Here is a 24198-nt window from a genome sequence, read left to right on the forward strand (position 1 = left end):
ATGGTGGCAGACCAAAAGCAATAACGCAGCTGCCAGATTACAGAGCAGTGCGGACTACACGTCCTGACCATCTTCGAAATACATTGGAAAGATGGTGGGCGACCCTGGAATCGAACCAGGCGTGCGTCTCCGCGAGGGAGTTACAGTCCCCTGCCACACCTTGCGGCCTGTCGCCCACTGTCAGGCGTTGCACCTGACGTGGAGGCGTGATTACTAGCGCACCAAAGGAGCGTCAACAGGAAAATTTCCCTTTGGCGCAGGAAACCGAATTCCCGGCCCGGAGGCCCTTGAAATGAAGAAACCCAAATGGGTCGTCGAAAAGGAACAGGCGCGCAAAGCTGCCGCTGCAGAAACCGTCTGGCTGTTTGGCCTGCACGCGGTTCGCGATGCGCTGATGAACCCAAAACGGCAAAAACTACACCTGATGGTGACGCGGAATGCATGCGATAAACTGGCGGAAGCTATTGAATTTGCTGGGATCGAGGCCGAGATAGTCGACCCGCGCAAGTTTTCTGCCCCCATCGATGCCGGATCAGTACATCAGGGCGCAGCGCTAGAGGTCAAGCCGTTGGAATGGGGTAGTCTGGCCGATAACTGCATCGGTCGCGAAAACCCTCGTGTCATTCTGCTGGACCGGGTCACCGACCCGCACAATGTTGGGGCGATTCTGCGCTCGGCCGAAGTTCTGGGGGCCAGTGCTGTGATTGGCACACGCCACCATTCCGCGCCCGAGACCGGAGCACTGGCAAAAACCGCCAGCGGCGCGCTTGAGCGGCAGCCCTATCTGCGGGTGCGCAACCTTTCGGACGCGATTGTCGAGCTTCAGGGCATGGGCTTTCTGGTTCTTGGACTGGACGGAGAAGCCGACGTGACAATCGAAGGCGCTTTGGGCACTGGCCGGAACCGCCCCGTCGCGCTTGTGCTGGGCGCGGAAGGTCCAGGATTGCGGCAGAAGACAAAGGAAACCGTGGATCAGTTGGTTAAAATTGACGCAGCCGGGGGATTTGGTTCCCTGAACGTCTCAAATGCTGCGGCAATCGCCTTATATGCATCGCGACCCTGAATAAAGGAGAGCATCATTCCCGGTCCTGCCAAAATCGCGACCTGCTGTTATTGCGGCACCCGGGCTGCCCTGATCCTGAAAGGCAAGGAACGGCACGAGCTTAGCTGTTCCAGCTGTGGGGCACCGCTGCACGACCTGAAGATGTTGCCCGTGCGGAAAGTACTCAAACCCGAACCGATGCGCGCCGCTGTGTCTCATACTGCCCCTCGGAAAACAAAGCGCAAAAAGAGGAAAAAGACCATGCTTGCGCGCGTGTTCGATGAAGCATGGGACGTGATCGAAGACGTCTTTGACTAAGTTTCAATTGGAGGACACTCATTCACAACCGCGTCAACAGGGGTTTCGAAAAGCGCGAAAAGTTGCATCTTGATGGTCTTGAATGTGCAGATTCCAATGTGACGATGCTGAACCGACGTACTCTTCTTTGCTCGCTGAGCACTGTGCTGCTTGCCCCTGCCGTATTTGCGCAGGACAAACCCGTGTATTACGCCACTGATGGTGTGGCGTTGGCGGGGTATGATCCCGTGTCATATTTTGGCAGCGATGCGCCCTCAAAAGGGGTGCCCGAAAATGCGGTCATGTGGAAAGGTGCCCGGTGGCATTTCAAATCGCAGACAAATCGTGAGCTCTTCGAGGGCAATCCGCGCGCCTTTGCGCCGCAGTTCGGCGGCTATTGCTCGTACGGGATGGCGATGGGCGTGCTGAAAAGCACAGATCCCAAGGCGTGGCAGGTGGTCGATGGGCGCCTTTACCTGACGCATTCGCCCGAGGTCGAGGAAATCTGGGGGCAGGATCGGGCAGGGTACATTGCGATGGCCGAGGAAAATTGGCCCGCAATTCTCTACGGAAGATAGGTAAAGTTCAGCTAATTGTGAAAAGTCATCACAAAAATGCGCTGCCCCTCTTTTTTTTAATAGATCCATGCTTAAATGTCACAGTGACCGCGGAACGGAACTGCCGCGGGTCATTTCACTGTCCCTCGTTCCAACAACTGGCGCCCAAGCTTTCTTGGGCGCTTTTTTCTTTTTGGAACACTGTTAAGGATAGGGCATGCCAGATTATTCCGATCAGTACCTCAAGGCCATTTTGCAACGCACCAAGACGGTGGCTGTTGTCGGCGTTTCCATGAACCCGGTGCGACCCAGCTATTACGTGGCTCGCTATTTGTCGCTGAAAGGGTTCAAGGTGATTCCCGTCAATCCGGGCCACGCGGGCAAAGACCTGTTTGGTCAGACGGTTTGCGGCAGCCTGTCAGAAATTTCCGAGCCTGTGGACATGGTGGACATTTTCCGGCGGTCCGAGGTCGTGCCACCTATTGTGGACGAGGCGCTGGATGCGTTTCCGTCGCTCGGTACGATCTGGATGCAGATTGGCGTGGAACACCCCGAAGCGGCGGCAAAGGCCAAGGCCCGTGGGGTCGATGTGGTGATGAACCGCTGCCCCAAAATCGAATATCAGCGCCTGTTTGGCGAATTGCGCATGGGTGGATTTTCGACCGGGATCATTTCGTCCAAGCTTTAGGGTTTGGCGGGGACGTAAGGTTTCAGGCGGGCGACCTGTTCCTTCCGCCGCTTTTCCAGCACCACGTCGCGCGGGACCCAGTCATACCGGGTATCCTCGACCAGCGGAGACCAGAACAACACGCCGCCATAACGCCACGGGTCCAGTACGACACCGTCATACAGCGTCGCGCCTTTACGGCTGATGATTGCGGTGCTGTGGTCGATCCGCGTCGGGTTGTCCGCGTTTGCGATGGCACGGTGCAGATCCAGCGTCCGGAAGTTTTCCTGTTTCAGCCGCCGTTCGATATCCTCGGCCCAATGCCAGCACAGCCCACGCGGGCGCAGCCCCTTGTTGACCTTCATATTATGGATCAGGGGCGGGTCTGTGATCTGGTATTCCTCGACCAGCTGGGCGGTATAGGCGTAAGCGATTCTCGCCGCGCGTCGGGCCTCCTCGGGGTCGATATCCGGGCCAAGGCCCTGAATCTCCGAGGCGAGCCGCTGCACCTCATCCCCGGTCGAGCGCGGCGGCGAGGTGCAGCCAGCCACGATGGCAAGGGTTGCCACAAGCATCAAAACTCGGATCATATCGCGCCTTCGCCCTGACAGTCTGGCATCCGATTATAACGGCACAGGCGACGGTGCGGAACCCGGGCCTTACCCTTTGGGGCGGGCAGCCTTTTCGGCGATACCACTGGTGCCCTGACGGCGGTCCAGCTCGGCCAGAACATCATCCAGCGCCACGTCCCGCGCGGCCAGCATAACCAGAAGGTGATACAACACGTCCGCCGCTTCCGAGGTCAGCTTAACCTGATCCCCTTTTACGGCTTCGATGATGGCCTCTATGGCCTCTTCACCAAATTTCTCGGCGCATTTCTCAGGGCCTTTCGCAAGTAGCTTGGCCGTCCAGCTGCTGTCGGGATCAGCCCCCTTGCGTGCCTCGATCGTGGCGGCCAGATCGTGCAAGATGCTCATGTCAACCTCATGGGGATGCCAGCTGCGACCATATGTTCCTTGGCCTCGCGGATGGTGTATTCGCCGAAATGGAAAATCGATGCCGCCAATACGGCGCTTGCGCCGCCCTTGGTGACGCCCTCGACCAGATGGTCCAGAGTGCCAACACCGCCCGAGGCGATCACGGGCACATCTACCGCGTCGGAAATGGCGCGGGTCAGCGGCAGGTTGAACCCGGATTTGGTGCCGTCGCGGTCCATTGAGGTCAGCAGGATTTCACCGGCCCCCTTGGCGACCACGGCTCTTGCAAAGGCAACCGCATCAATGCCGGTGGGTTTGCGCCCGCCATGGGTAAAGATTTCCCACTTGCCGGGGCTGACGGTCTTGGCGTCGATGGCGCAGACAATGCATTGACTGCCGAACTGATCTGCCGCTTCGGCAATCACGTCCGGGTTGGCAACCGCGGCCGAGTTGAAGCTGACCTTGTCCGCCCCCGCCAGCAGCAAGGCGCGCACATCGTCTTTTGTTCGCACCCCACCGCCCACGGTCAGCGGCACGAAACACTGTTCCGCCGTGCGCTGTACCACATCGAACATGGTGCCGCGATTCTCATGGGTCGCGTGAATGTCGAGAAAGCAGATCTCGTCCGCTCCGGCTGCATCATAGGCTTTGGCCGATTCCACCGGGTCGCCCGCATCGCGCAGGCCCACGAAATTCACGCCTTTGACCACACGGCCATCAGCAACATCAAGGCAGGGAATGATCCGGGTTTTCAGCATAGGATATCCTTTACGGGCGCACCTCTAGCGGCAAAGCCTTGCCGATGCCAGACTTGTGATTGTGAGCGGTCTCAAATCTGTGAGAATTGGGGTGAATTTCACAGAAGGAATATCGATATGCGTAGACTGATTCTGGCTTATGTTTTTTCGTTCGGAGGCGCGCTGACCGCTATGGCAGATGATCTGATCAAGGTTCAAACCGACAAATCCGTGGCCGAGGCGCTGGACGCGCTTGAAGCTGCCGTCGGAAATGCAGGCGCAACCGTGTTTGCCCGCATCGACCACGCGGCCGGGGCGGAAAAGATCGGCACGCCCATTCCCGCCAATCAGGTACTGATTTTCGGCAACCCTGCGCTGGGTACGCCAGCCATGCAGATCGACCCGCGTGCCGGGCTGTTTCTGCCTCTCAAGGTGCAGGCTTACGAAGACGCCAATGGCCAGGTGTGGCTGATCTATGAAGACCCGAAAGAGACATTGGACGACCTGAACGATGTCGACAAATCACCGGTCATCGAAAAGATGCGCGGTGCGCTGGCCAAGCTGACCGCCGCAGCCGCGCAATAACCGATCACGACAGGGCGCGGATGGCCTCGGCCAGGTCAATCGCGCCATCATAAAGCGCCCGACCCGAAATCGCGCCGTTCAGCGCAACGCCACAATCGCGCAGGGCGATCAGGTCGTCCAGCGAACTGACACCGCCTGAGGCGATCACCGGGATGGAAACGGCCTGTGCCAGGGCAGCGGTCGCTTCGATGTTCGGGCCCTGCATGGCACCGTCGCGATTGATATCGGTGTAGATGATTGCCGCAACGCCTGCGTCTTCGAAACTACGGGCCAGATCGGTGACCTGAACGTCGGTCTCTTCGGCCCAGCCCTTGGTGGCCACCATGCCGTTGCGTGCGTCGATTCCGACGGCGACCTTGCCGGGAAAGGCTTTGGCTGCTTCGCGCACAAGGTCGGGGTTTTCGACAGCGACAGTGCCCAAAATGACCCGCGCCAGCCCTTTCTCGATCCAGGTTTCGATCGTGGCCATGTCACGGATGCCGCCGCCCAGTTGCGCAGGCACCTTGCACGCTTTCAGAATTGCCTCAACCGGCGCTGCGTTGACCGGCTCGCCTGCGAATGCGCCGTTCAGGTCGACCAGATGCAGCCATTCGCACCCTGCCTCGACAAAAGCACGGGCCTGAGCGGCCGGGTCTTCGTTGAACACGGTGGCCTTGTCCATTTCACCACGCAGCAGGCGTACGGCATTGCCGTCTTTGAGGTCGATGGCGGGGTAGAGGATCATGTCGGGCGGCCCTATATCACTGTTACACGCGCGGGATATCGCACAAGCAGGGCAGGGGATGCAACGCGACGCTGGGTCATTCTTGCCCGTCGCCCACCGGCGGGTCAGACTGCCTTCAAAACAGGGAGAAAATCATGAAAACTTTTACTCTTTCAGCGGGCCTGATGCTGCTTGCTACGGCTGCTTTTGCGGACGATCCGGTTGACGGCCTGTGGAAAACCGCGCCGGGCGATACAGGTGGCTATCTGCATGTGACGATTTCCGAATGCGGCAGTGCGATCTGCGGCACCATCGACAGCGCTTTCGACGCGGATGGCAACCAGCAGCTGGAATATGAGAACCTTGGCAAAAAGATCATCTGGGACATGGTTCCCGAAGGGGGCGGCAGCTATGACAGTGGTAAAATCTGGGCCCCCGACCGGGACAAAACCTACAACTCGAAGATGTCACTGGACGGCCAGAACAAGCTGACCGTCAAGGGATGCGTGGCGGGCGGCCTGATCTGTCGCGGGCAAACCTGGACGCGGGTTCAGTAAGCCTCAGGGCTTCCAGGTCAGGAAGTTGCCCAGCATGCGCAGGCCAACATCCTGGCTTTTCTCGGGGTGAAACTGCATCCCAACCATCGTGTCGCGGCCAATCACGGCCGTGACGTCCTGCCCATATTTCACATAAGCCAACCGCTGCGCCGGGTTGCTTACACGGAAGTGGTAGGAATGGACGAAATAGGTGTGATCGCCTGATTTCACCCCGGCAAAGATCGGGTGATCGCTTCCCAGAACCAGATCGTTCCAGCCCATATGCGGCACTTTCAGCGCGGCATCTGACGGTTCGATCCGAACAACATCACCTGCCACCCAGCCCAGACCATCGGTCTCTGTGTATTCATGGCCTTTGGTTGCCATCAGCTGCATACCAACACAGATACCCAGAAACGGACGGCCCTTCTGTTCGACCGCTTCGACCATCGCGTCATAAATACCCTTATGGCCGCGCAGCTCGGCGGCACAGGCCGGGAAAGCGCCATCTCCGGGCAGAACCAGTCGGTCCGCACGCGCAACCACATCCGCGTCAGAGGTGACGACAACGTCACCAGCGCCGACCTCTTGCGCCATGCGCTGAAACGCCTTTTCCGCTGAATGCAGATTGCCGCTTTCATAGTCGATGATGGCTGTCAGCATTTACAGCGCGCCCTTGGTCGACGGAATCGCATCCGCCTTGCGCGGATCGGTCTCAACCGCATCACGCAACGCGCGCGCGACAGCCTTGAACGCAGCCTCGGCGATGTGGTGGCTGTTGAAGCCGTGCAACTGGTCAATATGCAGGGTAATGCCGCCATGGGTGCTGAGCGCCTGAAAAAACTCGCGCACCAGTTCCGTGTCGAACGTACCGATCTTTTGCGTCGGCAGATCGACAGTCCACATCAGGAACGGACGGCCCGACAGGTCCAGCGCACAGCGCACCTGAGCGTCATCCATCGGTAGATGGCATTCGCCATAGCGCCGGATGCCCTTCTTGTCGCCCAGGGCCTGTGTCAAAGCCTGACCCAGGGCGATGCCGGTATCCTCGACCGTGTGGTGATCGTCGATGTGATAGTCACCCTTGGCGCGGATTGTCATATCAATCAACGAGTGGCGCGCCAGCTGGTCCAGCATATGGTCAAAGAACCCGACGCCGGTCTGATTGTCATAGGTGCCGGTGCCATCCAGATTGACCTCGACCGAAATTTCGGTTTCGGCGGTCTTGCGGCTGATCGAAGCGGTGCGCATGGGCGAATTCCTTTTGCTACAGGCGCGCTTATAGACGGGGTGGGGCCGGTTGATCCAGACCATGCGTTGCAATCGCTGCAAACTGTTGCAAGGGATTGCACCCGGCCCGGCACCATGTCAGCTTGCAGACAACACGAACCAACAGGGCCACGCCATGTCCACCTGCGTATTCATCCAGATCCGCTGCAAACCCGGCACCACCTACAAGGTCGCCGAGGAAATCGCGCTGCGCGAAATACACTCAGAGCTTTATTCCACTAGTGGTGAGTTTGATCTGATGCTCAAGCTCTACATCCCCGAAACCGAGGATGTAGGCCATTTCATCAACGAACACCTGCTGGTGATTCCCAATATCGAACGCTCGCTGACGACGATGACGTTCAAGGCGTTTTAACCCAACTCAAACGTTGTCACGCCATAGATGCGGGTCAGGTCGATATCCGGTTGATCGCCGGAATACATCCGGGCGGTTTCGAACACTTTCGTAAGACCCAGCTTGTCGGCCAGTGCAAAGGCGGCGTTGTTGGGTTGTGGCATGTCGATGAACACCTCTTGCCCACTTTGATCTTCGGGCAGAGCTTTTAATACGCTTGCAAGCAGTGCTTCGGCAATGTCGGCGCGGTCCGCAAACAGCGGCCCGACCTTGTATCCGGTCCGACAGGGGCGCAGCGTGGCATAGCCTTTGATCTGCCCGTCTTCGGTAAACACGCGGGACACATGGCCGCTTGCGCTCAGCCAACCATGCAGGAACGCATCGCGCCGGGCGGGGAAAAGCTGACGATCATAGTCCCTTAACGCATCTGAAACGGTGCTCAGCACATCAACACCAGCGGTCGGTGCCAGCGCGCCTAGGATATCTGCAACCCGCCCTGAAAAGCGGTAGTTGTTATAGGCAAAGGTGAACCCGGATTTCCGGTAGTTGTCCTGCTGCTCGACCACGCCATCCAGACCCATGTTGCGCGCGGCACAGTGGGCCAGCGCGTGCTGCGCAATCTCAAGCCCGTGGCCATGGTGTCTGTATTCTGGCTTGACGATGTAGAAACCCAAAAAGGCAAAATCATCGTCGTAGTTCACCGCCGAGACAGACGCGATCAATTCGCCATCCAGAAAACCTCCCAAGAACCCATCGGGATCAGTTGTACGAAAGCACTCGGCATCGTGACGACCCGGATTCCACCCCTCGCGCCCGGCCCAATCCACAGCCTCCTGCAACTCATCAGCGGACAAGGGGCGGATAACATAATCAGACATGCGAACATCCCGTGTTGCGAATTGCATTCAGAATGCCGCAACCGGGGCAGAAGAACCAGCATGTTTGGAAGGTTTGGTATCTGGAGCGGGCGAGGCGATTCGAACGCCCGACCCTAACCTTGGCAAGGTTATGCTCTACCCCTGAGCTACGCCCGCATCAGATACACATGTGGTCCGAAGACCTCTCAATGGAGCGGGCGAGGCGATTCGAACGCCCGACCCTAACCTTGGCAAGGTTATGCTCTACCCCTGAGCTACGCCCGCGCCGTTGAGTGAGGAGGGATGTATAAATTCCCACGCGGGGCTGCAAGCGGAAAAACACAAAAAGCGGGAAAAATCTTTTCGACGGAATCCGGCCCGTGATCCGTTCAACCCGTAATGCAAATCAGTAAAACACAGGCAGGAGGTGCCGTCATGATATCCGTTGCAGACCTGAAGATCGTGACACTTGCCGCGATGATTCTGATCGGCGCTGCCATCCTGAAGCCGGACCTGCATGAACATGATCAGTTCACACCGGTTCTGCTGGGTGCACCGCAGATCGAAACAACCGTTCTGGCAGGGTAACACCCGCCAGACGGCCTAAAGCGCCAGAATCAGGTTTGCGAAAGCCGCCCCCAGAATGGCGAGGAACGTCAGGCTCATGCCGGCCTGCCGCAGGATGACGATCTGCGGCGTTCGCCCAAATCCGTACGCATGCAAAAGACGCCCCGCCAGCAACATCAGCCCCAGCAGATGGACCAATATTCCGGCCGCGCCCTGAAGCTCAACCATGGCAATCAGCAGCAGGGAAATCGGGGCGTATTCGGCGCAGTTCGAGTGTGTCCGTATCGCCTTGATCATCAGCTTGCTGCCACCATCCCCGACCGAGATCTTATCGCTGCGTCGTTGCAGGATCACTTTGACGCTGAGTGTGACGTAGAGAATTGCGACCAGGGCCGCATAGATCGGGGTGATTGCAAGCATAATGGGTCTCCGCTCAATCATAGAAAAAGGCCGTGCGGTCTCCCGCACGGCCTGATGAACATTAGATTGTTTTATGGCTTATTCCAGTTCGATCAGAAGGTCCTTTGCGTCAATCTGGCCGCCGGGCTGGATATGCACGGCTTTGACCGTCGCATCACGCTCGGCATGGATACCGGTTTCCATCTTCATTGCCTCGATGGTCAGCAGCATGTCGCCTTCCTTGACCTGCTGGCCTGCGGTGACGGTAACAGTGGCCACAACACCCGGCATCGGCGCACCGACATGATCGGGGTTGCCGACCTCGGCCTTGGGGCGCGCCTGTGTGGTTGATGTGACCATCCGGTTCGGCACCCGGATCACACGCGGCTGGCCGTTGAGTTCGAAGAAAACCTTGACCTCACCTTTTTCATCCGTCTCGCCGATGGCCTGACACCGGATTTCCAGCGTCTTGCCGGGGTCGATCTCGGCCGTGATCTCTTCGCCGGGCTCCATGCCGTAGAAGAAGGTGCGCGTGGGAAGGGTGCGGACCGGGCCGTAAATCCGGTGACGGCCCATGTAATCCAGAAACACCTTGGGATACATCAGGTACCCGTTCAGGTCCTCGTCATCGACCTCTTTGCCTTCCAACTGCTTGGACAACTCGGCGCGGGTGGCTTCAAGATCGACGGCAGGCACGTCCTTACCGGGGCGCTGGGTGTTGGGGGCCTCGTCCTTCAGCACCTTCTTGATGATGGTGTTCGGGAATCCTCCCGGAGGCTGACCCAGATTGCCGCGCATCATGTCGACGACCGAGTCGGGAAAGGCCACATCTGTCGCCGGATCCTCGACCTGTTCGCGGGTCAGGCCCTGACTGACCATCATCAGGGCCATGTCGCCAACAACTTTCGACGACGGCGTTACCTTTACGATATCGCCGAACATCTGGTTCACATCGGCGTACATCTGCGCGACCTCGTGCCAGCGCTCTTCCAGACCCAGACTGCGCGCCTGCGCCTTGAGGTTGGTGAACTGACCGCCCGGCATCTCGTGCAGATACACCTCGGACGCCGGGGCCTGCAGGCTCGATTCGAAGGCCGCATATTGACCGCGCACTGCCTCGAAGTAATCGCTGATCTCGCGGATGGCCTTGATGTCCAGCCCGGTGTCACGGTCGGTGTGGCGCAGGGCCTCGACCACGGTGCCCAGCGTCGCCTGGGAGGTGTTGCCGCTGAAGCTGTCCATTGCGCAATCCACCGCGTCCACACCCGCCTCAGAGGCGGCAAGGATGGTGGCGCTGGCGATGCCGGCCGTGTCATGGGTGTGGAAGTGGATCGGCAGTCCAACCTCTTCCTTCAGCGCCCGGATCAGAATCTTGGCCGAGGCTGGTTTCAACAGGCCCGCCATATCCTTCAGACCCAGAATATGCGCGCCTGCGTCGCGCAGTTCCTTGGCCATGCCGACATAGTATTTCAGGTTATATTTGGCGCGATCAGGATCCAGAATATCGCCGGTATAACAAACGGTGCCCTCGCAGATCTTGCCGTTGTCGATAACAGCATCCATCGCAATACGCATGTTCTCGACCCAGTTCAGCGAGTCGAAGACGCGGAAGACATCAATGTTTTTCGATGCCTGGCGCACGAATTCCTGCACCACGTTGTCGGGGTAATTGGTGTAACCAACCCCGTTCGCACCCCGCAGCAGCATCTGCGTCATCAGGTTCGGCATTGCCTCACGCAGGTCGCGCAGTCGCTGCCATGGGCATTCCTGCAGGAACCGGTAGGCCACGTCGAAGGTCGCACCGCCCCAGCACTCGACCGAAAACAGCTGCGGCAGGTTCGCGGCATAGGTTGGCGCCACCTTGATCATGTCGATCGACCTCATCCGGGTCGCCAGCAGCGACTGGTGTCCGTCTCGCATGGTGGTGTCGGTGATCAGCAGCTGCCGCTGCGCCTTCATCCAGTCGGCCACAGCCTGCGGGCCTTTCTGCTCCAGCAGGTTGCGCGTGCCCATCCGCGGCTCAGCCTTCGGCGCGGGGGGCTTGGCGACTTTCAGGTCGGCACGAGGTTCGGGGCGGCCCTTGGTTTCGGGATGACCATTCACCGTGATATCGGCGATATAGGTCAGAACCTTGGTGCCCCGGTCGCGGCGGCGCTTGAAGGCAAACAGATCCGGCGTCGTGTCGATGAACTTAGTGGTGTATTCATTCGACAGGAAGGTCGGGTGCTTCAGCAGGTTGATGACGAAATCGATATTGGTGCTGACGCCGCGAATTCGGAACTCGCGCAGGGCGCGGTCCATCCGGCTGATCGCCTTCTCGGGTGTCGGCGCCCAGGCAGTGACCTTTGTCAGCAGCGAGTCGTAATACCGCGTAATCACCCCGCCCGCATAGGCCGTGCCGCCATCCAGACGAATGCCCATGCCCGTGGCCGAGCGGTAGGCGGTGATACGCCCGTAGTCGGGGATGAAGTTGTTCTGCGGGTCTTCTGTGGTGATCCGTGTCTGCAGCGCATGACCGTTCAGATGCACCTCTGCCTGACTGGTGGCACCGGTGGCTTCGGCCAGCGTTTTGCCTTCGGCGATCAGGATCTGCGCTTGAACGATATCGATGCCGGTGACCTCTTCGGTGACCGTGTGTTCGACCTGTACGCGCGGGTTTACCTCGATGAAGTAGAACTTGCCCGTCTCCATATCCATCAGAAACTCGACAGTGCCCGCGCATTCGTAATTCACATGGGCACAGATCTTGCGGCCCAGTTCGCAAATCTCGGCGCGCTGATCTTCGCTCAGGTACGGGGCAGGGGCGCGTTCGACGACCTTCTGGTTCCGGCGCTGGACCGAGCAGTCGCGTTCATAAAGGTGATAAATCTCACCATGCTTGTCGCCCAGGATCTGCACCTCGACATGGCGGGCACGGATGATCATCTTTTCCAGATAGCCTTCGCCATTGCCAAAGGCGGCCTCAGCCTCGCGGCGGCCTTCCAGAACCTTTTCTTCCAGCTCATCCTCCGACTGGATCGGGCGCATCCCGCGCCCGCCGCCGCCCCAGGACGCCTTGAGCATCAGCGGGTATCCGATCTCGGCGGCCTCCTTGCGGATCGCGTCCATGTCATCACCCAGAACTTCGGTGGCCGGAATGACAGGCACACCGGCCGCGATGGCCACGCGCCGCGCGCTGGCCTTGTCACCCAGTGCACGCATGGTCTCGGCCCGGGGGCCGATGAAGGTGATGCCGTTTTTGACACAGGCATCCACGAAATCCGGGTTTTCGGACAGCAGGCCATAGCCCGGATGGATCGCATCCGCGCCGCAGTGTTTGGCCACGCGGATGATCTCGTCAATCGACAGATACGCCGCGACCGGACCCATGCCCTCGCCAATCTGATATGCCTCGTCCGCCTTGAACCTGTGCAGGCCCAGTTTGTCTTCTTCAGCGTAAACAGCGACGGTGCGTTTGCCCATCTCGTTTGCTGCGCGCATGACGCGGATGGCAATCTCGCCGCGATTGGCGATCAGGATCTTGTTGAAGTCTGTCATATCAGGTCCCGGTCTTTGGTGTTTGGGCGTCTTATTGGGCGGAGAATACGCACAGGTACATCCGTTCTTCTGGGTAGAACCGGCATGTTATCGCTCGCAAACGCCCTTTGGCCTCGGCACACTTATAGGGATGCCGCGTTGCAGCATCAATAATTTAGCGTTTCGTCTCAAACTGACATAAATCGGCCAGTCCCATCTGACCCATATTCGCGTGCAGATCCCGCCTCAGGATATCGATCACATGCGCGGGGCCTTTCGCGCCAAGTGCCGCAATACCGTACAAAAAAGCGCGCCCCAGCATGACGAAATTCGCGCCCAGCGACAGCGCGCGCAAGATATCCAGCCCGCCTTCGACACCGCTGTCGAATATCAGTGGCAGGCGGGTCGCGTTCCGGATCGCGGGAAGAACCTCGATGCTGGCCGGGGCTGCATCGAACTGTCGGCCCCCGTGATTCGACACCCACAGGGCGTCCACACCCACCTGTCCCAGCCTGTCCGCATCCTCGGGGCGTAGGATGCCTTTCACGACAAACGGCCCATCCCAATGATCGCGCAGCCATTTGACGTAATCCAGATCCGGAGAGGTTCGCAGCAGGTATCCGACATGGGCCGTCGGCGGCAGATCACCGGGGTCATCGATATACTTGTCCAGTGTGCGCATGTGTGGAACACCGCTGCGCAGCATGCCCAGCGCCCAGGCGGGCCTTTGAGCGATCTGCGCCAGCAGGCGCGGTGTCAGTTTCGGCGGCTGCCGCAGGCCCGAGCGTGTTTGCCGCTCCCTGCGCGAGGCGACAGGGACATCAGCGGTCAGAACCAGGGTTCGAAATCCCGCCCGGCGCGCCCGGTTCAGCATGTCCATGCGAATCTCGGGGTCCCTTGGCGGATACAACTGGAACCACGCGGTCTCGCCCAGATAGGGGGCCAGGTCTTCTGGGCTCTGACTGGCCACCGTCGACAGCGAATAGGGAATGCCTGCTTTGGCGGCGGCCTGTGCCAGCAACCGCTCCGCATCAGGCCAGACCAGACCGGACATCCCGATCGGCGCAATACCGAAGGGCAAAGGACAGGTGCCGCCCAAGATTTTCACTGACGTATCGAATTCAAGGTCCCCATGCAGGATCGAGGGGCTCAGACGGACATCATCCAGCGCCTTTCGATTGCGATGCCGCGTCGTTTCAATCCCGGTGCCACTGTCGATATATTCCCACACGAAGTGCGGCAGCCGACGGCGTGCGCGGCGTTTCAGATCGGGTATGCCGGGATAGGTACTGTGCAGGCCCATAAGGATTGATCCGGCCTGCGGGGCGATTCGGCAAGGTTTTCAAGCGGCTTCCGGCGATGGGCGTTTACCCGTTGCAGGAACGCGCCTTGCCTGCTCCAGCGCCCCGGCGGCGACGTGAACCTGATTGCGCCCCTTGTCCTTGGCGACATACAGCGCATCATCCGCGGCACGCATCAAATCCTGCGGCATGGTGCCGTGGGCGGGGTAATGCGCGACCCCGACCGAGATTGTGATACGGGGCAGGGCCTTTTCACCATAGCGGACAATGACCGCCTCGACCGACTGGCGCAACTGCTCGGCACGGGTCATGGCATCTTCGGGGCTGTTGTCGGGCAGGATCAGCATGAATTCCTCGCCGCCGATGCGGCAGGCGATCTCGTCCCGGTCGCAACCCTGTTCCAGCGCCGCGCCGACGGCACGCAACACCATGTCTCCGGCGTCATGACCGTGCGTGTCGTTGAATTTCTTGAAGTGGTCCACGTCCACGGCAATCAGGCTCAGCGCTGCGCCGGTCTGCTGGCTGCGGCTGATGGCCTTGCGCAATGTCTCGGTCATGTGGCGGCGGTTGAACAGCCCGGTCAGCGGGTCGCGCACCGACTGGTCATGCAGTTGATCGCGCATACGGACATTGGCGATTGCCATGCTGATCTGTTCGGCGCACAGCTGCGCCAGCTTGCGGCTTTTATGGAAACAGGCTTCACGCCCCTCAGCTGCACGCAGATGCAACAGACCAACGGTTTCCCCGTGGGCCAGAATGGGAAAACAGAAATAGGGCCGTCCGTCATGCGGTTCGGCATGTTCGCAGACAAAATCGATCTCTGAGGCACCGAACTCATAAGTCCGGCCGCGCCTCAAACCCCAGCATCCTTCCGGATGGATATGAGATTTATGCGTTCCCCCGTTCCAGCTGGCACATCCGTCCAGCACATCGCGCGAGTTGGAATAGACGTACACGCTGCCCTCAGCCTCGGGCAGGATATGGGTCATAAAGCGGGCCACCATGTCGAAAAGCTCATCCAGTGAGCGGCTTGATTGCAACCACTCGTTCAACTCGCCCAGCAGGCGCACCTCGCGCGCCAGGCGAAGCTGCTCTCCCATCAGTTCGCGTTCTTTCACGGCCCGTTTGCGCAGATCACGCATCTGGCGGCGGTTGGTGCGGTGGACAATCAGGATGACAGTGGTCAGTGCCAGCAGCGCGACACCGCTAAGAAACACCAACGACCAACGCACACGGGTAATGAACAGGGTCCTGAGATCGGTGATGTCCGAATAGAACTCGATAGCGCCCAGGAATACGCCATCCACGGTGATCGGCGTATAGACTTCGGCCACATGGCGGCTGCCCGGGCCGGTTCGCTTAGCGGGGTCGTTGTCAAATGAATCAACCTCTGTCGCGGGCTTTTCTTCGTGGTTGTAGTAGACCCTTCCGGCGGCGACGACCGACTGGAAGTAAGGTTTTGTATTCACGGCCCCAATATCGTTTGCACGGGTCGACCAGAACACCTGACCGGATGCGTCAAACAGCTTGAACCGATAAATATCCGAGGTTTCGGGCAACAGCATCAGGAATTCCGCGTCATGCTCGTTTAACTCATGGAACCGAAACGTTGCATCCAGATTGTTCAGATGGCTTTCGACCTGACGGCTTAGCCGCATGGCGTCTTTTCGCAGGTCCGATTCCAACATGCGGTCTACAACCGGGGCTGGGGTCGCATAAATCCCCCATCCCGCTGCCGCTGTCAGCGCGATCAGAATCAAGGTCACACCCACAAGTTTCAGCCGTGACGACCCGCCCGCCAGTTCCGTCGCTTCCATCTGTTCCACTCCCGCAGCCATGGAACCAGCATCCGGGTCAGGACTTGACAGAGGGTTAACAGCCCTACAGGACAGCGGCATCTTTGTTTAGAATTGAATGCAAAAAGACCTGAAAAATCCCCGCGAACAAGCCGTGAACAAACTCTTTCCCTTGGCGATCATCCGGCGTAGTTTGGGGGCATGAGCAGTTTTGACGAAATGGACGCCTTCGAAGGCGCATCGCTGTCGGCGCGGGCTATGGCCGTGCGCCCTTCGCCCTATCTGGATGATCTGAACCCGGCGCAACGTGACGCGGTCGAACGTCTGGACGGCCCGGTTCTGATGCTGGCCGGGGCGGGGACGGGCAAGACCAAGGCGCTGACGGCCCGGATTGCGCATCTGCTCAACACGGCGCGCGCGCGCCCGAACGAGATTCTGTCGGTGACCTTCACCAACAAGGCCGCGCGCGAGATGAAAGAACGAGTAGGCCGCTTGCTGGGCCAGCCAGCTGAAGGAATGCCATGGCTGGGCACCTTCCATTCTATTTGCGTCAAACTGCTCCGCCGCCACGCGGAACTGGTCGATCTGAAATCGAACTTCACGATTCTGGACAGCGACGACCAGCTGCGCCTGCTCAAGCAATTGGTTCGGGCCGCCAATATCGATGACAAACGCTGGCCGGCGCGGATGCTGGCGGGGATCATCGACGACTGGAAAAACCGTGCGCTGACGCCCGACAAGGTGCCTGTGGCGGATGCCGGGGCCTATAACAACAAGGGCATTGAGCTCTATGCCCAATACCAGACCCGCCTGCGCGAGTTGAATGCGGTGGATTTCGGCGACCTGCTGTTGCACATGGTCACGATTTTTCAGACCCATCCGGATGTTCTGGAACAATACCAGCGCTGGTTCCGCTACATCCTTGTGGATGAGTATCAGGATACCAACGTTGCCCAGTACCTGTGGTTGCGGCTGCTGGCCGGGGGTCACAAGAACATCTGCTGCGTGGGCGATGACGACCAGTCGATCTATGGCTGGCGCGGGGCCGAGGTCGGCAACATCCTGCGGTTCGAAAAGGACTTTCCCGGTGCCTACGTGGTGCGGCTGGAACAAAACTACCGCTCGACCCCACATATTCTGGCGGCGGCTTCCAACGTCATTCGGGGCAACGAAAGCCGTTTGGGTAAAGAGCTTTGGACCGATGCCAAAGACGGCCACAAGGTCAACCTGATCGGCCATTGGGATGGCGAGGAAGAGGCCCGCTGGATCGGTGAGGAAATCGACGCGATGCAGGGCGGGACGCGCGGTATCCGTCCGATGAACCTTGATGAGATGGCGATTCTCGTCCGTGCCTCGCACCAGATGCGCGCCTTCGAGGACCGGTTCCTGACCATCGGTCTGCCCTATAAGGTGATCGGCGGCCCGCGTTTCTACGAGCGGATGGAGATCCGCGATGCCATGGCCTATTTCCGGCTGGTGACCAGCCCCGAGGATGATCTGGCGTTCGAGCGGATCGTGAATACGCCTAAACGCGGATTGGGCGACAAGGCGCAGCAGGCCATTCAGATTGTGGCGCGCGAGAACGGCGTGTCTCTGGTCGAAGGTGCCCGGATCGCAGTCGACAATGGGCTGATCAAGGGCAAGGGCGGCAAAGCGCTGCGCGAATTGATCGACGGGTTGGCCCGGTGGAATGCGATGACACGCGGTCCCCGGATTGAGGTCGATGATGACACTGTTATCGATGATGGGGTTTCGCCGATCCGATATGGCGCGCCCGAGCATACCCATATCGAACTGGCCCAGATCATTCTCGACGAATCCGGCTATACGGCCCATTGGCAGAACGACAAGACCCCCGAAGCGCCGGGGCGTCTGGAAAACCTCAAGGAACTGGTCAACCAACTGGACAATTTCGAAAACCTGCAAGGGTTTCTGGAACATGTCAGCCTGGTCATGGACAATGAGCAGGATGGTGACGGCGCTAAAGTCTCGATCATGACCCTGCACGCGGCCAAGGGGCTGGAGTTTCCCGTCGTTTTCCTGCCGGGGTGGGAAGACGGGCTGTTCCCCTCGCAGCGGTCGATGGACGAAACCGGCCTCAAAGGACTCGAGGAAGAACGCCGTCTGGCCTATGTCGGCATCACCCGCGCCGAAGAGGTTTGTACGATTTCCTTCGCCGCTAACCGGCGGGTATTCGGGCAATGGCAGAACTCAATGCCGTCACGGTTCATTGACGAGTTGCCCGAGGACCATGTCGAGGTGCTGACACCTCCGGGCCTTTATGGTGGCGGTCATCAGACGGCGGGCATAGAAACCCGCGCGGCCGAAGCCAACGTCTATAACTCGCCGGGCTGGAGACGGCTGCAGGCGCGGCAGGGCCAATATGGCATGTCGCAACCCCGCGAAAGCCGCAACACGGTGATCGACGCCACCGCACTGGCCAGTTTCACGCTGGGCGAGCGGGTGTTTCACCAGAAATTCGGTTATGGCGCGGTGATCGGGATCGAAGGTGACAAGGTCGAGGTCGATTTCGACAAGGCGGGCATCAAGAAAGTGGTCTCGCGTTTTCTGACCAACAAGGATGACGTCCCGTTCTGAGGCGTCATATCCCGTCGACCAGAACCAGATTGGTGGTTGCGGTGGCCTTTCGGATCTTCGCCAGTTCGATGTAATCCGGGTCGTCCTTCCAGGCTTTCGCCGCTGCAAGATCCGGAAACTCCATCAACACAATCCCGCCTTCTGGCCAATCGCCTTCGATCCGTTCGACCGGTTTGGATGAGACCGTCAGCAGGCGACCGCCGTGGCGGTCGAAGATCGGCATGAAACCTGCCAGATAGCCCTGGTACCCGTCGGGGTCGTGAATGTTGATCTGCGCAATGAAATAGGCGGCCATGGCGTCCTCCGCATCAGAAGTCAGGATGCCATCCTACACCAGTGTCTGAAAAACAAAAAACGGCGGTTCCCAGGGAGGAGGAAAGGGAACCGCCGTCTTGTCAACATCAGAGCAGGGAGGAGGAGAGCCCTGATGTATGCGAACCCGGGTTTGAACCCGGTATGAGGAAGACGCGGCGATGTCAGGGAGGAGGAAGACATCGCCGCGCGCTTTCAACATCAAGGCAGGGAGGAGGAAGCCCCGATGTATCCGTGTCCGGCAGGTTGAGGCCGGTATAAGGTGCGGCAACGTCAGGGAGGAGGGAGACGCTGCCGCTGATTACAGACCCTAAGGGAGGAGGAAGGGCCTGATCTCAGTATGCTTGTTGCGCTTATCGCGCGGATTGTTCGCTCGCTGCCTGCATGGCAACGCGGCGGATCATCGAGCGGTGCAGGCCAAGATCGGCTAGCTCGCGGTTCGACAGAGCGGACAGTTCATTGACGGTCTGGCGGTACAGGCGATAGCGCACGAACCGGGTCTTTGCGTTTTCCAAAACTGCGCCAAAACCAAACGCCGGTGCGTTCTTTACTGCTGTATGCGTGCTTGCGACTGCCATGCTCATCATCCGTATCTTTTTGTCTTGCCGGTATCGTCCGGCCCTTGCTTGAGACTGAAGATAGGCAAATGCTGCAATTGCACAATAGGTCACGACATCAATGCTGCTATGCAGCAAATGCATAGATTGGCTCAGTTTTTTCTTCCTGCCGCGATGCGCCTTGAAAATATGGGGTCGACCCTAGGTCAGCTTTTGCGGCGACATCTGGCTCTTCACGGCGGCCTGCCTTTGAATTGAGCGCGCTCGGCGGGAAAATGGGCAAAACATATCCGTTCTGATGTTGACAAGGCATGGGTAAATCGCTCGTGGGAAATCATGGGGCGATGTGGTCGCGTGGGGGAGATTGCCGGAAAGCGATCCGAAATTCTGAACGATTCGAAGGGCTGATTGTGCATTTGGGGCTAATATTTCCAGTCCAAAAGAAAAGCAGGCAAATTTCTTGGGAAATCGCGGGAAAAAATTCGGCCGCAGAATTTTCTATATATAGGGGTGGGTTTTTCATCATCCGCTAAAACTGGTGTCATAGGACTCGAATCCTTCAATGATATTCCGCTCTGGCCGTGTTCCTCATGACACGCTGCGCAAGTTTCCTATTGATTTCCATGAATTCCCATGTCATCCCTAATGCATCCGATGAGGACGAGGCAGCAGGGGCACCAAACGACCCCGACCAAAAATATTCAGGTTTCATACAGGCATCTCGCTTTCATCAACCAAGAGATCCGGCGCGCGGGCGAGCAGACATCCCCCCAGGTGGCGCGCGCAGCTGGACATCCCGCTTAGCGGGTCAATGCGGCGGGTTGATCAGTGGCAGCAGATCAACCCGCCGTTTTTCATCCGGGGGGGCCGTGAATTCAAGGTGGGGCGCAAGCGAAAGGGACAGTCGTCTTGGCGCGCAGGTTTAGAGGTGAGAGCCACCACAAGGTGGATACGAAGGGCAGGGTGTCGATCCCGGCCTCGTTTCGCCGTGTGCTTGAATCGTCCGATCCCAACTGGCAGCCCGGTGACAACCCTGAACTGGTGATTGTCTATGGCGACCATCGCCGCAAGTTCCTTGAATGTTATACCATGCAGGCGATTGACGAGGTTGATGCCAAGATCGATGCCTTGCCGCGTGGCTCGATGCAGCGGCGGATGTTGCAGCGCATGTTCCACGGTCAGTCCTTCCCGACCAACGTGGACGAAACCGGGCGTCTTGTGCTGCCCGCCAAGCTGCGCAGCAAGATCAGTCTGGAAGGAGAGGCGTTCTTTATTGCCGCAGGTGACACCTTTCAGATCTGGAAACCCGAGACCTACGAGGTCGAGGAACTGGCCAAGACCGAAGAATGGATGGATGATCTGCCTGACGATTTTGATCCGATGCAGTTCCTAGATGGCACCGGGGATGCGTAACGGCATGGCCGGCGCTGCGTCCTCATCAGAAAAACCACATATTCCCGTTCTGCTGCGCCCCTTGCTGGCTGCGGTTGCGCCGGTCACTGGCATCTGGCTGGACGGCACGTTTGGCGCGGGCGGCTACACGCGCGGGCTGTTGGAGGCCGGGGCGGACAAGGTTATCGGTGTAGACCGAGATCCGCTGGCCTTTGAAATGGCGGCAGATTGGGCGCAGGATTACGGCGACCGGCTGGTGATGCAGCCCGGCGTATTCTCGCGCATGGACGAATACGCGCAGGACCTGGACGGCGTTGTACTGGATCTTGGCGTGTCCTCGATGCAGCTGGATCAGGCCGAGCGCGGGTTTTCCTTCATGAAGGACGGTCCGCTGGATATGCGGATGAGCCAGCAAGGCGAAAGCGCCGCCGATCTGGTAAACACCGCGACCGAGGCGCAACTGGCCGATATCCTGTTCCACTATGGCGAAGAACGCGCCAGCCGCCGGATTGCCAAGGCGATTGTCAGGGCACGAACCGAGGCGCCGATCACAACAACCCTGCGACTGGCCGAGATTGTCGAATCCTGCCTGCCGCGTCCGAAACCGGGGCAATCGCATCCCGCAACGCGCAGTTTTCAGGGCCTGCGGATCGCGGTGAATGCCGAATATGAAGAGCTGTTTCAGGGCCTTATGGCTGCCGAACGTGCGCTGAAACCCGGTGGGCAGCTGGCCGTTGTCACCTTCCATTCCATCGAGGACCGGATGGTCAAACGGTTCTTTCAGTCGCGCGCGGGCAAGACAGGGCGTGCGAACCGCTATGCGCCCGAGATGGAACAGGACCAGCCGCAATTTACGCTGAAGACCCGCAAGGCGGTGGGGCCCGACGAACAGGAATTGCAGGAAAACCCGCGCGCGCGCTCGGCCAAGCTGCGTGTTGCGATCCGTACCGATGCTCCGGCGGGGGAAATTGAGGCCCGCGCCATTGGAACGCCTCAACTGGGGGGAAGGGCAAGATGAAGAGTGTTTTGTATGTGTTGACTGCCCTGTCCGTGTTCGGATTGGCGCTTTGGGCCTATCAGGAGAATTATCGCACCCAACAGGTGGTGAAGGAAACGCAATCCCTGCAACGCGAGATCGGCATGGCGCAGGTGCGGCTGGCGGTCCTGAACGCCGAATGGGCCTATTTGAACCGCCCCGACCGGCTGCGAGAGCTGGCAGACCTGAATTTTGAACGTCTTGGTCTGCTGCCTCTGCGGGCCGAACAGTTCGGGCGCGCCGATCAGATTGCCTTTGCCGAGGATCCTGACCTGCCCATCGTTGACCCGATTGAATTGCAGGCCATCACCGACGTTCAGGCCTTGGGCGAGGTGCAGATCCCATGACACGCACGCCCCTTCGCCCACTGGCCCGTATCCTTGACGCCCGCGCTCGGGGCGAAAACCCAAAGGCGATCGAGCGTGAAAACATCCGCAAGCGCCACGAAGACATGAAAGACCGCGCCCGCGCCCGCGCCGAAGGGCGTCTGCTGGTGCTGGGGTTGTTCTTCTTTTGCGCTTTCACGGTGGTTGGCGTCCGCATGGGTATGTTGGCAACGTCCGAGGCGCAGGAGCCGCTGGCCAATGCGCCGGGGGCTGCGATTGCCATGCAGCGCGCCAATATCGTCGACCGCGAAGGGCGCATTCTGGCAACCAATCTGGACACTTATTCCGTCTACGCGCAGCCACCGCTGATGATCGACCCGATTGCGGCAGCAGATCAGCTGGTCGCGATCTTCCCCGATCTGGATAAAGAGCGTCTGGTCAAGGACTTCACCGGCAACCGCAAGTTCCTGTGGATCAAGAAACGCATCTCGCCCGAACAGAAACAGGCCGTGCACGACATCGGTGATCCCGGCATCCTGTTTGGCCCGCGCGAAATGCGCCTCTATCCCAATGGCAAGCTGGCCGCGCACATCCTTGGCGGCTCCGGCTTTGGCCGCGAGGGCGTCAGCGCCGCCGAGGTGATCGGTGTGGCCGGGGTGGAAAAGCAGTTTGACGACTATCTGCGCGATCCCGCCAACGGCAACAAGCCGCTGCAACTGTCGCTGGACCTGACCATTCAGGCCGCGGTCGAACAAGTGCTCTATGGCGGTATGAAGATCATGAATGCCAAGGGCGCGTCGGCGGTTCTGATGAATGCGCATACGGGCGAGGTTGTATCCGCCGCCTCGCTACCCTCATTCGATCCCAATGATCGCCCACGCCCGCCGACCTCAGGGTTTGATCCCTCGGACAGCCCGCTGTTCAACCGCTATGTGCAGGGCGTGTACGAGCTGGGGTCAGTCTTCAAGATTTTCACCGCCGCGCAGGCGGTTGAACTTGGGCTGGTAAACTCGAACACCATCATCGATACATCCGGCCCGATGAAGATCGGGCGCTTCCCGATCGGAGAGTTCAACGGCAAGAATTACGGCAAGATCAGCGTGGCGGATGTGATCGTCCACAGTTCGAACCGTGGCACCGGGCGTCTGGCGTTGCAGATCGGCGCGCAGCGGCAGCAGGACTTTCTGAATGCGCTCGGCATGTTCGACCCGACCCCGTTCGAGATTGTCGAGGCCACGGGCGGTGTGCCGCTGAAGCCAAAGAAATGGGGCGAGTTGAGCACTGTGACCATCTCCTACGGCCATGGCCTGTCAACCAGCCCGATGCATCTGGCAGCGGGATATGCGGCGATTGCCAATGGTGGGCACTATGTCAGCCCGACCATCCTGCGCCAGAACGGCCCGCAATACGGCCCCCGTGTGATGTCGCAGGGAACCGCGCGTCAGGCGCAGAAAATGTTGCGCAAGGTGGTGACGGATGGCACTGCCAGCTTTGGCGAGGTGAAAGGGTATGACGTGGCTGGCAAGACCGGCACGGCAGACAAGCCCAAGCCACGCGGCGGGTATTACGAAGACAAGGTCATCGCCACTTTCGCAACGCTCTTCCCGGCCTATGATCCGAAATATGTTCTGATCGTCACGCTGGATGAACCTTCAATCGTGGCTTACGGCGAAAAACGCCGCACCGCAGGCTGGACCGCGGTGCCTGTAGCTGCCGAACTTATTGGTCGCGTGGCACCTCTGCTGGGCTTGCGTCCCCGGCTTGAGCCTGAGGCGGGCGCTGCTATAACGCTGACCTCAAACTAGGCTGTCCGGCA

General features: G+C 59.3%; 26 protein-coding genes and 3 tRNA genes. 13 read left to right on the plus strand and 16 right to left on the minus strand.

Features of this window, described 5'->3' with window-relative positions:
* Nucleotides 1–92 precede the first annotated feature (92 nt).
* Nucleotides 93–176: transfer RNA gene (locus AC2FLU_RS15510), tRNA-Tyr, on the minus strand.
* Nucleotides 177–292: 116 nt separating this feature from the next.
* On the opposite strand from AC2FLU_RS15510, the gene rlmB reads away from it, so the two are divergent.
* From rlmB to AC2FLU_RS15530, 4 genes are all read left to right on the plus strand, one after another.
* The gene (rlmB, locus tag AC2FLU_RS15515; protein ID WP_480516251.1) at nucleotides 293–1063 is read left to right on the plus strand and encodes a 23S rRNA (guanosine(2251)-2'-O)-methyltransferase RlmB; all 771 of its coding nucleotides are present in this window, start codon (nucleotides 293–295) and stop codon (nucleotides 1061–1063) included.
* 15 nt (nucleotides 1064–1078) lie between these two features.
* A complete protein-coding gene (locus AC2FLU_RS15520) occupies nucleotides 1079–1360 on the plus strand; it encodes a hypothetical protein (protein ID WP_480517718.1) in 282 nt (93 codons plus the stop codon).
* Between the two features lie 182 nt (nucleotides 1361–1542).
* Nucleotides 1543–1917 (plus strand): YHS domain-containing (seleno)protein, encoded by a 375-nt coding sequence (locus AC2FLU_RS15525; protein ID WP_496812042.1) that lies wholly within the window; start codon nucleotides 1543–1545, stop codon nucleotides 1915–1917.
* A gap of 196 nt (nucleotides 1918–2113) precedes the next feature.
* On the plus strand, nucleotides 2114–2584 hold the full coding sequence (locus AC2FLU_RS15530) for a CoA-binding protein (RefSeq protein ID WP_496809117.1): 471 nt from the start codon (nucleotides 2114–2116) through the stop codon (nucleotides 2582–2584).
* Here AC2FLU_RS15530 and AC2FLU_RS15535 read toward each other — a convergent pair.
* From AC2FLU_RS15535 to hisF, 3 genes are all read right to left on the minus strand, one after another.
* Nucleotides 2581–3153, minus strand: a complete 573-nt coding sequence (locus tag AC2FLU_RS15535; protein ID WP_496809118.1) for a hypothetical protein — start codon at nucleotides 3151–3153, stop codon at nucleotides 2581–2583. The two genes, AC2FLU_RS15530 and AC2FLU_RS15535, sit on opposite strands and share 4 nt — an antisense overlap.
* Nucleotides 3154–3222: 69 nt before the next feature.
* Entirely contained in the window at nucleotides 3223–3540 is a 318-nt protein-coding gene (locus AC2FLU_RS15540) for a phosphoribosyl-ATP diphosphatase (RefSeq protein ID WP_480475891.1), read from the minus strand.
* The gene (hisF, locus tag AC2FLU_RS15545) at nucleotides 3537–4298 is read right to left on the minus strand and encodes an imidazole glycerol phosphate synthase subunit HisF (protein WP_480476924.1); all 762 of its coding nucleotides are present in this window, start codon (nucleotides 4296–4298) and stop codon (nucleotides 3537–3539) included. The genes AC2FLU_RS15540 and hisF overlap by 4 nt, the downstream gene beginning before the upstream one ends.
* A 117-nt stretch (nucleotides 4299–4415) precedes the next feature.
* Between hisF and AC2FLU_RS15550 the strand changes: the two genes are divergently transcribed.
* On the plus strand, nucleotides 4416–4862 hold the full coding sequence (locus AC2FLU_RS15550) for a DUF302 domain-containing protein (RefSeq protein WP_480493785.1): 447 nt from the start codon (nucleotides 4416–4418) through the stop codon (nucleotides 4860–4862).
* A 4-nt stretch (nucleotides 4863–4866) separates the two neighbouring features.
* Here AC2FLU_RS15550 and hisA read toward each other — a convergent pair whose 3' ends face one another.
* Nucleotides 4867–5586, minus strand: coding sequence for a 1-(5-phosphoribosyl)-5-[(5-phosphoribosylamino)methylideneamino]imidazole-4-carboxamide isomerase (hisA, locus tag AC2FLU_RS15555; RefSeq protein ID WP_480493786.1), 720 nt, complete (start codon nucleotides 5584–5586; stop codon nucleotides 4867–4869).
* A 134-nt stretch (nucleotides 5587–5720) separates the two neighbouring features.
* Here hisA and AC2FLU_RS15560 point away from each other — a divergent pair, with 134 nt between their 5' ends.
* Entirely contained in the window at nucleotides 5721–6122 is a 402-nt protein-coding gene (locus AC2FLU_RS15560) for a DUF2147 domain-containing protein (protein WP_209504550.1), read from the plus strand.
* A 3-nt stretch (nucleotides 6123–6125) separates the two neighbouring features.
* On the opposite strand, the gene hisH is transcribed toward AC2FLU_RS15560, so the two are convergent.
* Together hisH and hisB are read right to left on the minus strand one after the other, a co-directional pair.
* Nucleotides 6126–6764 carry an imidazole glycerol phosphate synthase subunit HisH gene (hisH, locus tag AC2FLU_RS15565; protein ID WP_496809119.1) on the minus strand — a complete coding sequence of 213 codons (639 nt, stop codon included), beginning with the start codon at nucleotides 6762–6764 and terminating at the stop codon, nucleotides 6126–6128.
* Nucleotides 6765–7352 (minus strand): imidazoleglycerol-phosphate dehydratase HisB, encoded by a 588-nt coding sequence (gene hisB, locus AC2FLU_RS15570; protein ID WP_480554066.1) that lies wholly within the window; start codon nucleotides 7350–7352, stop codon nucleotides 6765–6767.
* A 154-nt stretch (nucleotides 7353–7506) separates the two neighbouring features.
* On the opposite strand from hisB, the gene AC2FLU_RS15575 reads away from it, so the two are divergent.
* Nucleotides 7507–7746, plus strand: a complete 240-nt coding sequence (locus tag AC2FLU_RS15575; RefSeq protein WP_480482339.1) for an Lrp/AsnC family transcriptional regulator — start codon at nucleotides 7507–7509, stop codon at nucleotides 7744–7746.
* On the opposite strand, the gene AC2FLU_RS15580 is transcribed toward AC2FLU_RS15575, so the two are convergent.
* From AC2FLU_RS15580 to AC2FLU_RS15590, 3 genes are all read right to left on the minus strand, one after another.
* Nucleotides 7743–8603, minus strand: coding sequence for a GNAT family N-acetyltransferase (locus AC2FLU_RS15580; RefSeq protein WP_496812043.1), 861 nt, complete (start codon nucleotides 8601–8603; stop codon nucleotides 7743–7745). The genes AC2FLU_RS15575 and AC2FLU_RS15580 overlap by 4 nt on opposite strands.
* 81 nt (nucleotides 8604–8684) lie before the next feature.
* Nucleotides 8685–8759, minus strand: a tRNA-Gly gene (locus AC2FLU_RS15585).
* 33 nt (nucleotides 8760–8792) lie between these two features.
* A tRNA-Gly gene (locus tag AC2FLU_RS15590) sits at nucleotides 8793–8867 on the minus strand.
* 150 nt (nucleotides 8868–9017) lie between these two features.
* Between AC2FLU_RS15590 and AC2FLU_RS15595 the strand changes: the two genes are divergently transcribed.
* The gene (locus tag AC2FLU_RS15595; RefSeq protein ID WP_480475907.1) at nucleotides 9018–9170 is read left to right on the plus strand and encodes a hypothetical protein; all 153 of its coding nucleotides are present in this window, start codon (nucleotides 9018–9020) and stop codon (nucleotides 9168–9170) included.
* A gap of 15 nt (nucleotides 9171–9185) precedes the next feature.
* Here AC2FLU_RS15595 and AC2FLU_RS15600 read toward each other — a convergent pair whose 3' ends face one another.
* From AC2FLU_RS15600 to AC2FLU_RS15615, 4 genes are all read right to left on the minus strand, one after another.
* A complete protein-coding gene (locus AC2FLU_RS15600) occupies nucleotides 9186–9569 on the minus strand; it encodes an MAPEG family protein (protein WP_480475909.1) in 384 nt (127 codons plus the stop codon).
* 78 nt (nucleotides 9570–9647) lie between these two features.
* On the minus strand, nucleotides 9648–13085 hold the full coding sequence (locus AC2FLU_RS15605; protein WP_480516264.1) for a pyruvate carboxylase: 3438 nt from the start codon (nucleotides 13083–13085) through the stop codon (nucleotides 9648–9650).
* A gap of 154 nt (nucleotides 13086–13239) precedes the next feature.
* Nucleotides 13240–14367 (minus strand): alpha-hydroxy acid oxidase, encoded by a 1128-nt coding sequence (locus AC2FLU_RS15610; RefSeq protein WP_496809120.1) that lies wholly within the window; start codon nucleotides 14365–14367, stop codon nucleotides 13240–13242.
* Nucleotides 14368–14406: 39 nt separating this feature from the next.
* Nucleotides 14407–16203: a sensor domain-containing diguanylate cyclase gene (locus tag AC2FLU_RS15615; RefSeq protein WP_496812044.1), complete on the minus strand. Its 1797-nt coding sequence runs from the start codon at nucleotides 16201–16203 to the stop codon at nucleotides 14407–14409.
* Between the two features lie 159 nt (nucleotides 16204–16362).
* Here AC2FLU_RS15615 and AC2FLU_RS15620 point away from each other — a divergent pair, with 159 nt between their 5' ends.
* Nucleotides 16363–18759 (plus strand): ATP-dependent helicase, encoded by a 2397-nt coding sequence (locus tag AC2FLU_RS15620; RefSeq protein ID WP_480554070.1) that lies wholly within the window; start codon nucleotides 16363–16365, stop codon nucleotides 18757–18759.
* 4 nt (nucleotides 18760–18763) lie between these two features.
* Here the strand turns inward: AC2FLU_RS15620 and AC2FLU_RS15625 are convergent, their stop codons facing one another.
* Together AC2FLU_RS15625 and AC2FLU_RS15630 are read right to left on the minus strand one after the other, a co-directional pair.
* Complete coding sequence (locus AC2FLU_RS15625; protein WP_480475919.1) at nucleotides 18764–19054, minus strand: DUF1330 domain-containing protein; 291 nt, start codon at nucleotides 19052–19054, stop codon at nucleotides 18764–18766.
* Between the two features lie 370 nt (nucleotides 19055–19424).
* Nucleotides 19425–19649, minus strand: coding sequence for a DUF1127 domain-containing protein (locus tag AC2FLU_RS15630; RefSeq protein ID WP_480516274.1), 225 nt, complete (start codon nucleotides 19647–19649; stop codon nucleotides 19425–19427).
* A gap of 888 nt (nucleotides 19650–20537) precedes the next feature.
* On the opposite strand from AC2FLU_RS15630, the gene mraZ reads away from it, so the two are divergent.
* Genes mraZ through AC2FLU_RS15650 form a run of 4 tightly spaced genes read left to right on the plus strand, consistent with a single transcriptional unit; the run spans nucleotide 20538 to nucleotide 24187 of the window.
* Nucleotides 20538–21041 (plus strand): division/cell wall cluster transcriptional repressor MraZ, encoded by a 504-nt coding sequence (gene mraZ, locus AC2FLU_RS15635; protein ID WP_496812045.1) that lies wholly within the window; start codon nucleotides 20538–20540, stop codon nucleotides 21039–21041.
* A 4-nt stretch (nucleotides 21042–21045) separates the two neighbouring features.
* Nucleotides 21046–22038: a 16S rRNA (cytosine(1402)-N(4))-methyltransferase RsmH gene (gene rsmH / locus AC2FLU_RS15640; RefSeq protein WP_480476928.1), complete on the plus strand. Its 993-nt coding sequence runs from the start codon at nucleotides 21046–21048 to the stop codon at nucleotides 22036–22038.
* The gene (gene ftsL / locus AC2FLU_RS15645) at nucleotides 22035–22403 is read left to right on the plus strand and encodes a cell division protein FtsL (RefSeq protein WP_496714764.1); all 369 of its coding nucleotides are present in this window, start codon (nucleotides 22035–22037) and stop codon (nucleotides 22401–22403) included. The genes rsmH and ftsL overlap by 4 nt, the downstream gene beginning before the upstream one ends.
* Nucleotides 22400–24187 (plus strand): peptidoglycan D,D-transpeptidase FtsI family protein, encoded by a 1788-nt coding sequence (locus tag AC2FLU_RS15650; RefSeq protein ID WP_496809124.1) that lies wholly within the window; start codon nucleotides 22400–22402, stop codon nucleotides 24185–24187. Before ftsL ends, AC2FLU_RS15650 begins: the two co-directional genes overlap by 4 nt.
* The last annotated feature ends 11 nt before the right edge of the window (nucleotides 24188–24198 follow it).

The sequence above is a fragment of the Ruegeria sp. SAZD013 genome, assembly GCF_059612525.1.

Bases quoted from the DNA above. Each gene is read 5' to 3' on its own strand.
- rlmB (WP_480516251.1), top strand. From the start codon at position 293: ATGAAGAAACCCAAATGGGTCGTCGAAAAGGAACAGGCGCGCAAAGCT.
- AC2FLU_RS15530 (WP_496809117.1), top strand. From the start codon at position 2,114: ATGCCAGATTATTCCGATCAGTACCTCAAGGCCATTTTGCAACGCACC.
- AC2FLU_RS15535 (WP_496809118.1), bottom strand. From the start codon at position 3,153: ATGATCCGAGTTTTGATGCTTGTGGCAACCCTTGCCATCGTGGCTGGC.
- AC2FLU_RS15540 (WP_480475891.1), bottom strand. From the start codon at position 3,540: ATGAGCATCTTGCACGATCTGGCCGCCACGATCGAGGCACGCAAGGGG.
- hisF (WP_480476924.1), bottom strand. From the start codon at position 4,298: ATGCTGAAAACCCGGATCATTCCCTGCCTTGATGTTGCTGATGGCCGT.
- AC2FLU_RS15550 (WP_480493785.1), top strand. From the start codon at position 4,416: ATGCGTAGACTGATTCTGGCTTATGTTTTTTCGTTCGGAGGCGCGCTG.
- hisA (WP_480493786.1), bottom strand. From the start codon at position 5,586: ATGATCCTCTACCCCGCCATCGACCTCAAAGACGGCAATGCCGTACGC.
- AC2FLU_RS15560 (WP_209504550.1), top strand. From the start codon at position 5,721: ATGAAAACTTTTACTCTTTCAGCGGGCCTGATGCTGCTTGCTACGGCT.
- hisH (WP_496809119.1), bottom strand. From the start codon at position 6,764: ATGCTGACAGCCATCATCGACTATGAAAGCGGCAATCTGCATTCAGCG.
- hisB (WP_480554066.1), bottom strand. From the start codon at position 7,352: ATGCGCACCGCTTCGATCAGCCGCAAGACCGCCGAAACCGAAATTTCG.
- AC2FLU_RS15575 (WP_480482339.1), top strand. From the start codon at position 7,507: ATGTCCACCTGCGTATTCATCCAGATCCGCTGCAAACCCGGCACCACC.
- AC2FLU_RS15580 (WP_496812043.1), bottom strand. From the start codon at position 8,603: ATGTCTGATTATGTTATCCGCCCCTTGTCCGCTGATGAGTTGCAGGAG.
- AC2FLU_RS15595 (WP_480475907.1), top strand. From the start codon at position 9,018: ATGATATCCGTTGCAGACCTGAAGATCGTGACACTTGCCGCGATGATT.
- AC2FLU_RS15600 (WP_480475909.1), bottom strand. From the start codon at position 9,569: ATGCTTGCAATCACCCCGATCTATGCGGCCCTGGTCGCAATTCTCTAC.
- AC2FLU_RS15605 (WP_480516264.1), bottom strand. From the start codon at position 13,085: ATGACAGACTTCAACAAGATCCTGATCGCCAATCGCGGCGAGATTGCC.
- AC2FLU_RS15610 (WP_496809120.1), bottom strand. From the start codon at position 14,367: ATGGGCCTGCACAGTACCTATCCCGGCATACCCGATCTGAAACGCCGC.
- AC2FLU_RS15615 (WP_496812044.1), bottom strand. From the start codon at position 16,203: ATGGCTGCGGGAGTGGAACAGATGGAAGCGACGGAACTGGCGGGCGGG.
- AC2FLU_RS15620 (WP_480554070.1), top strand. From the start codon at position 16,363: ATGAGCAGTTTTGACGAAATGGACGCCTTCGAAGGCGCATCGCTGTCG.
- AC2FLU_RS15625 (WP_480475919.1), bottom strand. From the start codon at position 19,054: ATGGCCGCCTATTTCATTGCGCAGATCAACATTCACGACCCCGACGGG.
- AC2FLU_RS15630 (WP_480516274.1), bottom strand. From the start codon at position 19,649: ATGGCAGTCGCAAGCACGCATACAGCAGTAAAGAACGCACCGGCGTTT.
- rsmH (WP_480476928.1), top strand. From the start codon at position 21,046: ATGGCCGGCGCTGCGTCCTCATCAGAAAAACCACATATTCCCGTTCTG.
- ftsL (WP_496714764.1), top strand. From the start codon at position 22,035: ATGAAGAGTGTTTTGTATGTGTTGACTGCCCTGTCCGTGTTCGGATTG.
- AC2FLU_RS15650 (WP_496809124.1), top strand. From the start codon at position 22,400: ATGACACGCACGCCCCTTCGCCCACTGGCCCGTATCCTTGACGCCCGC.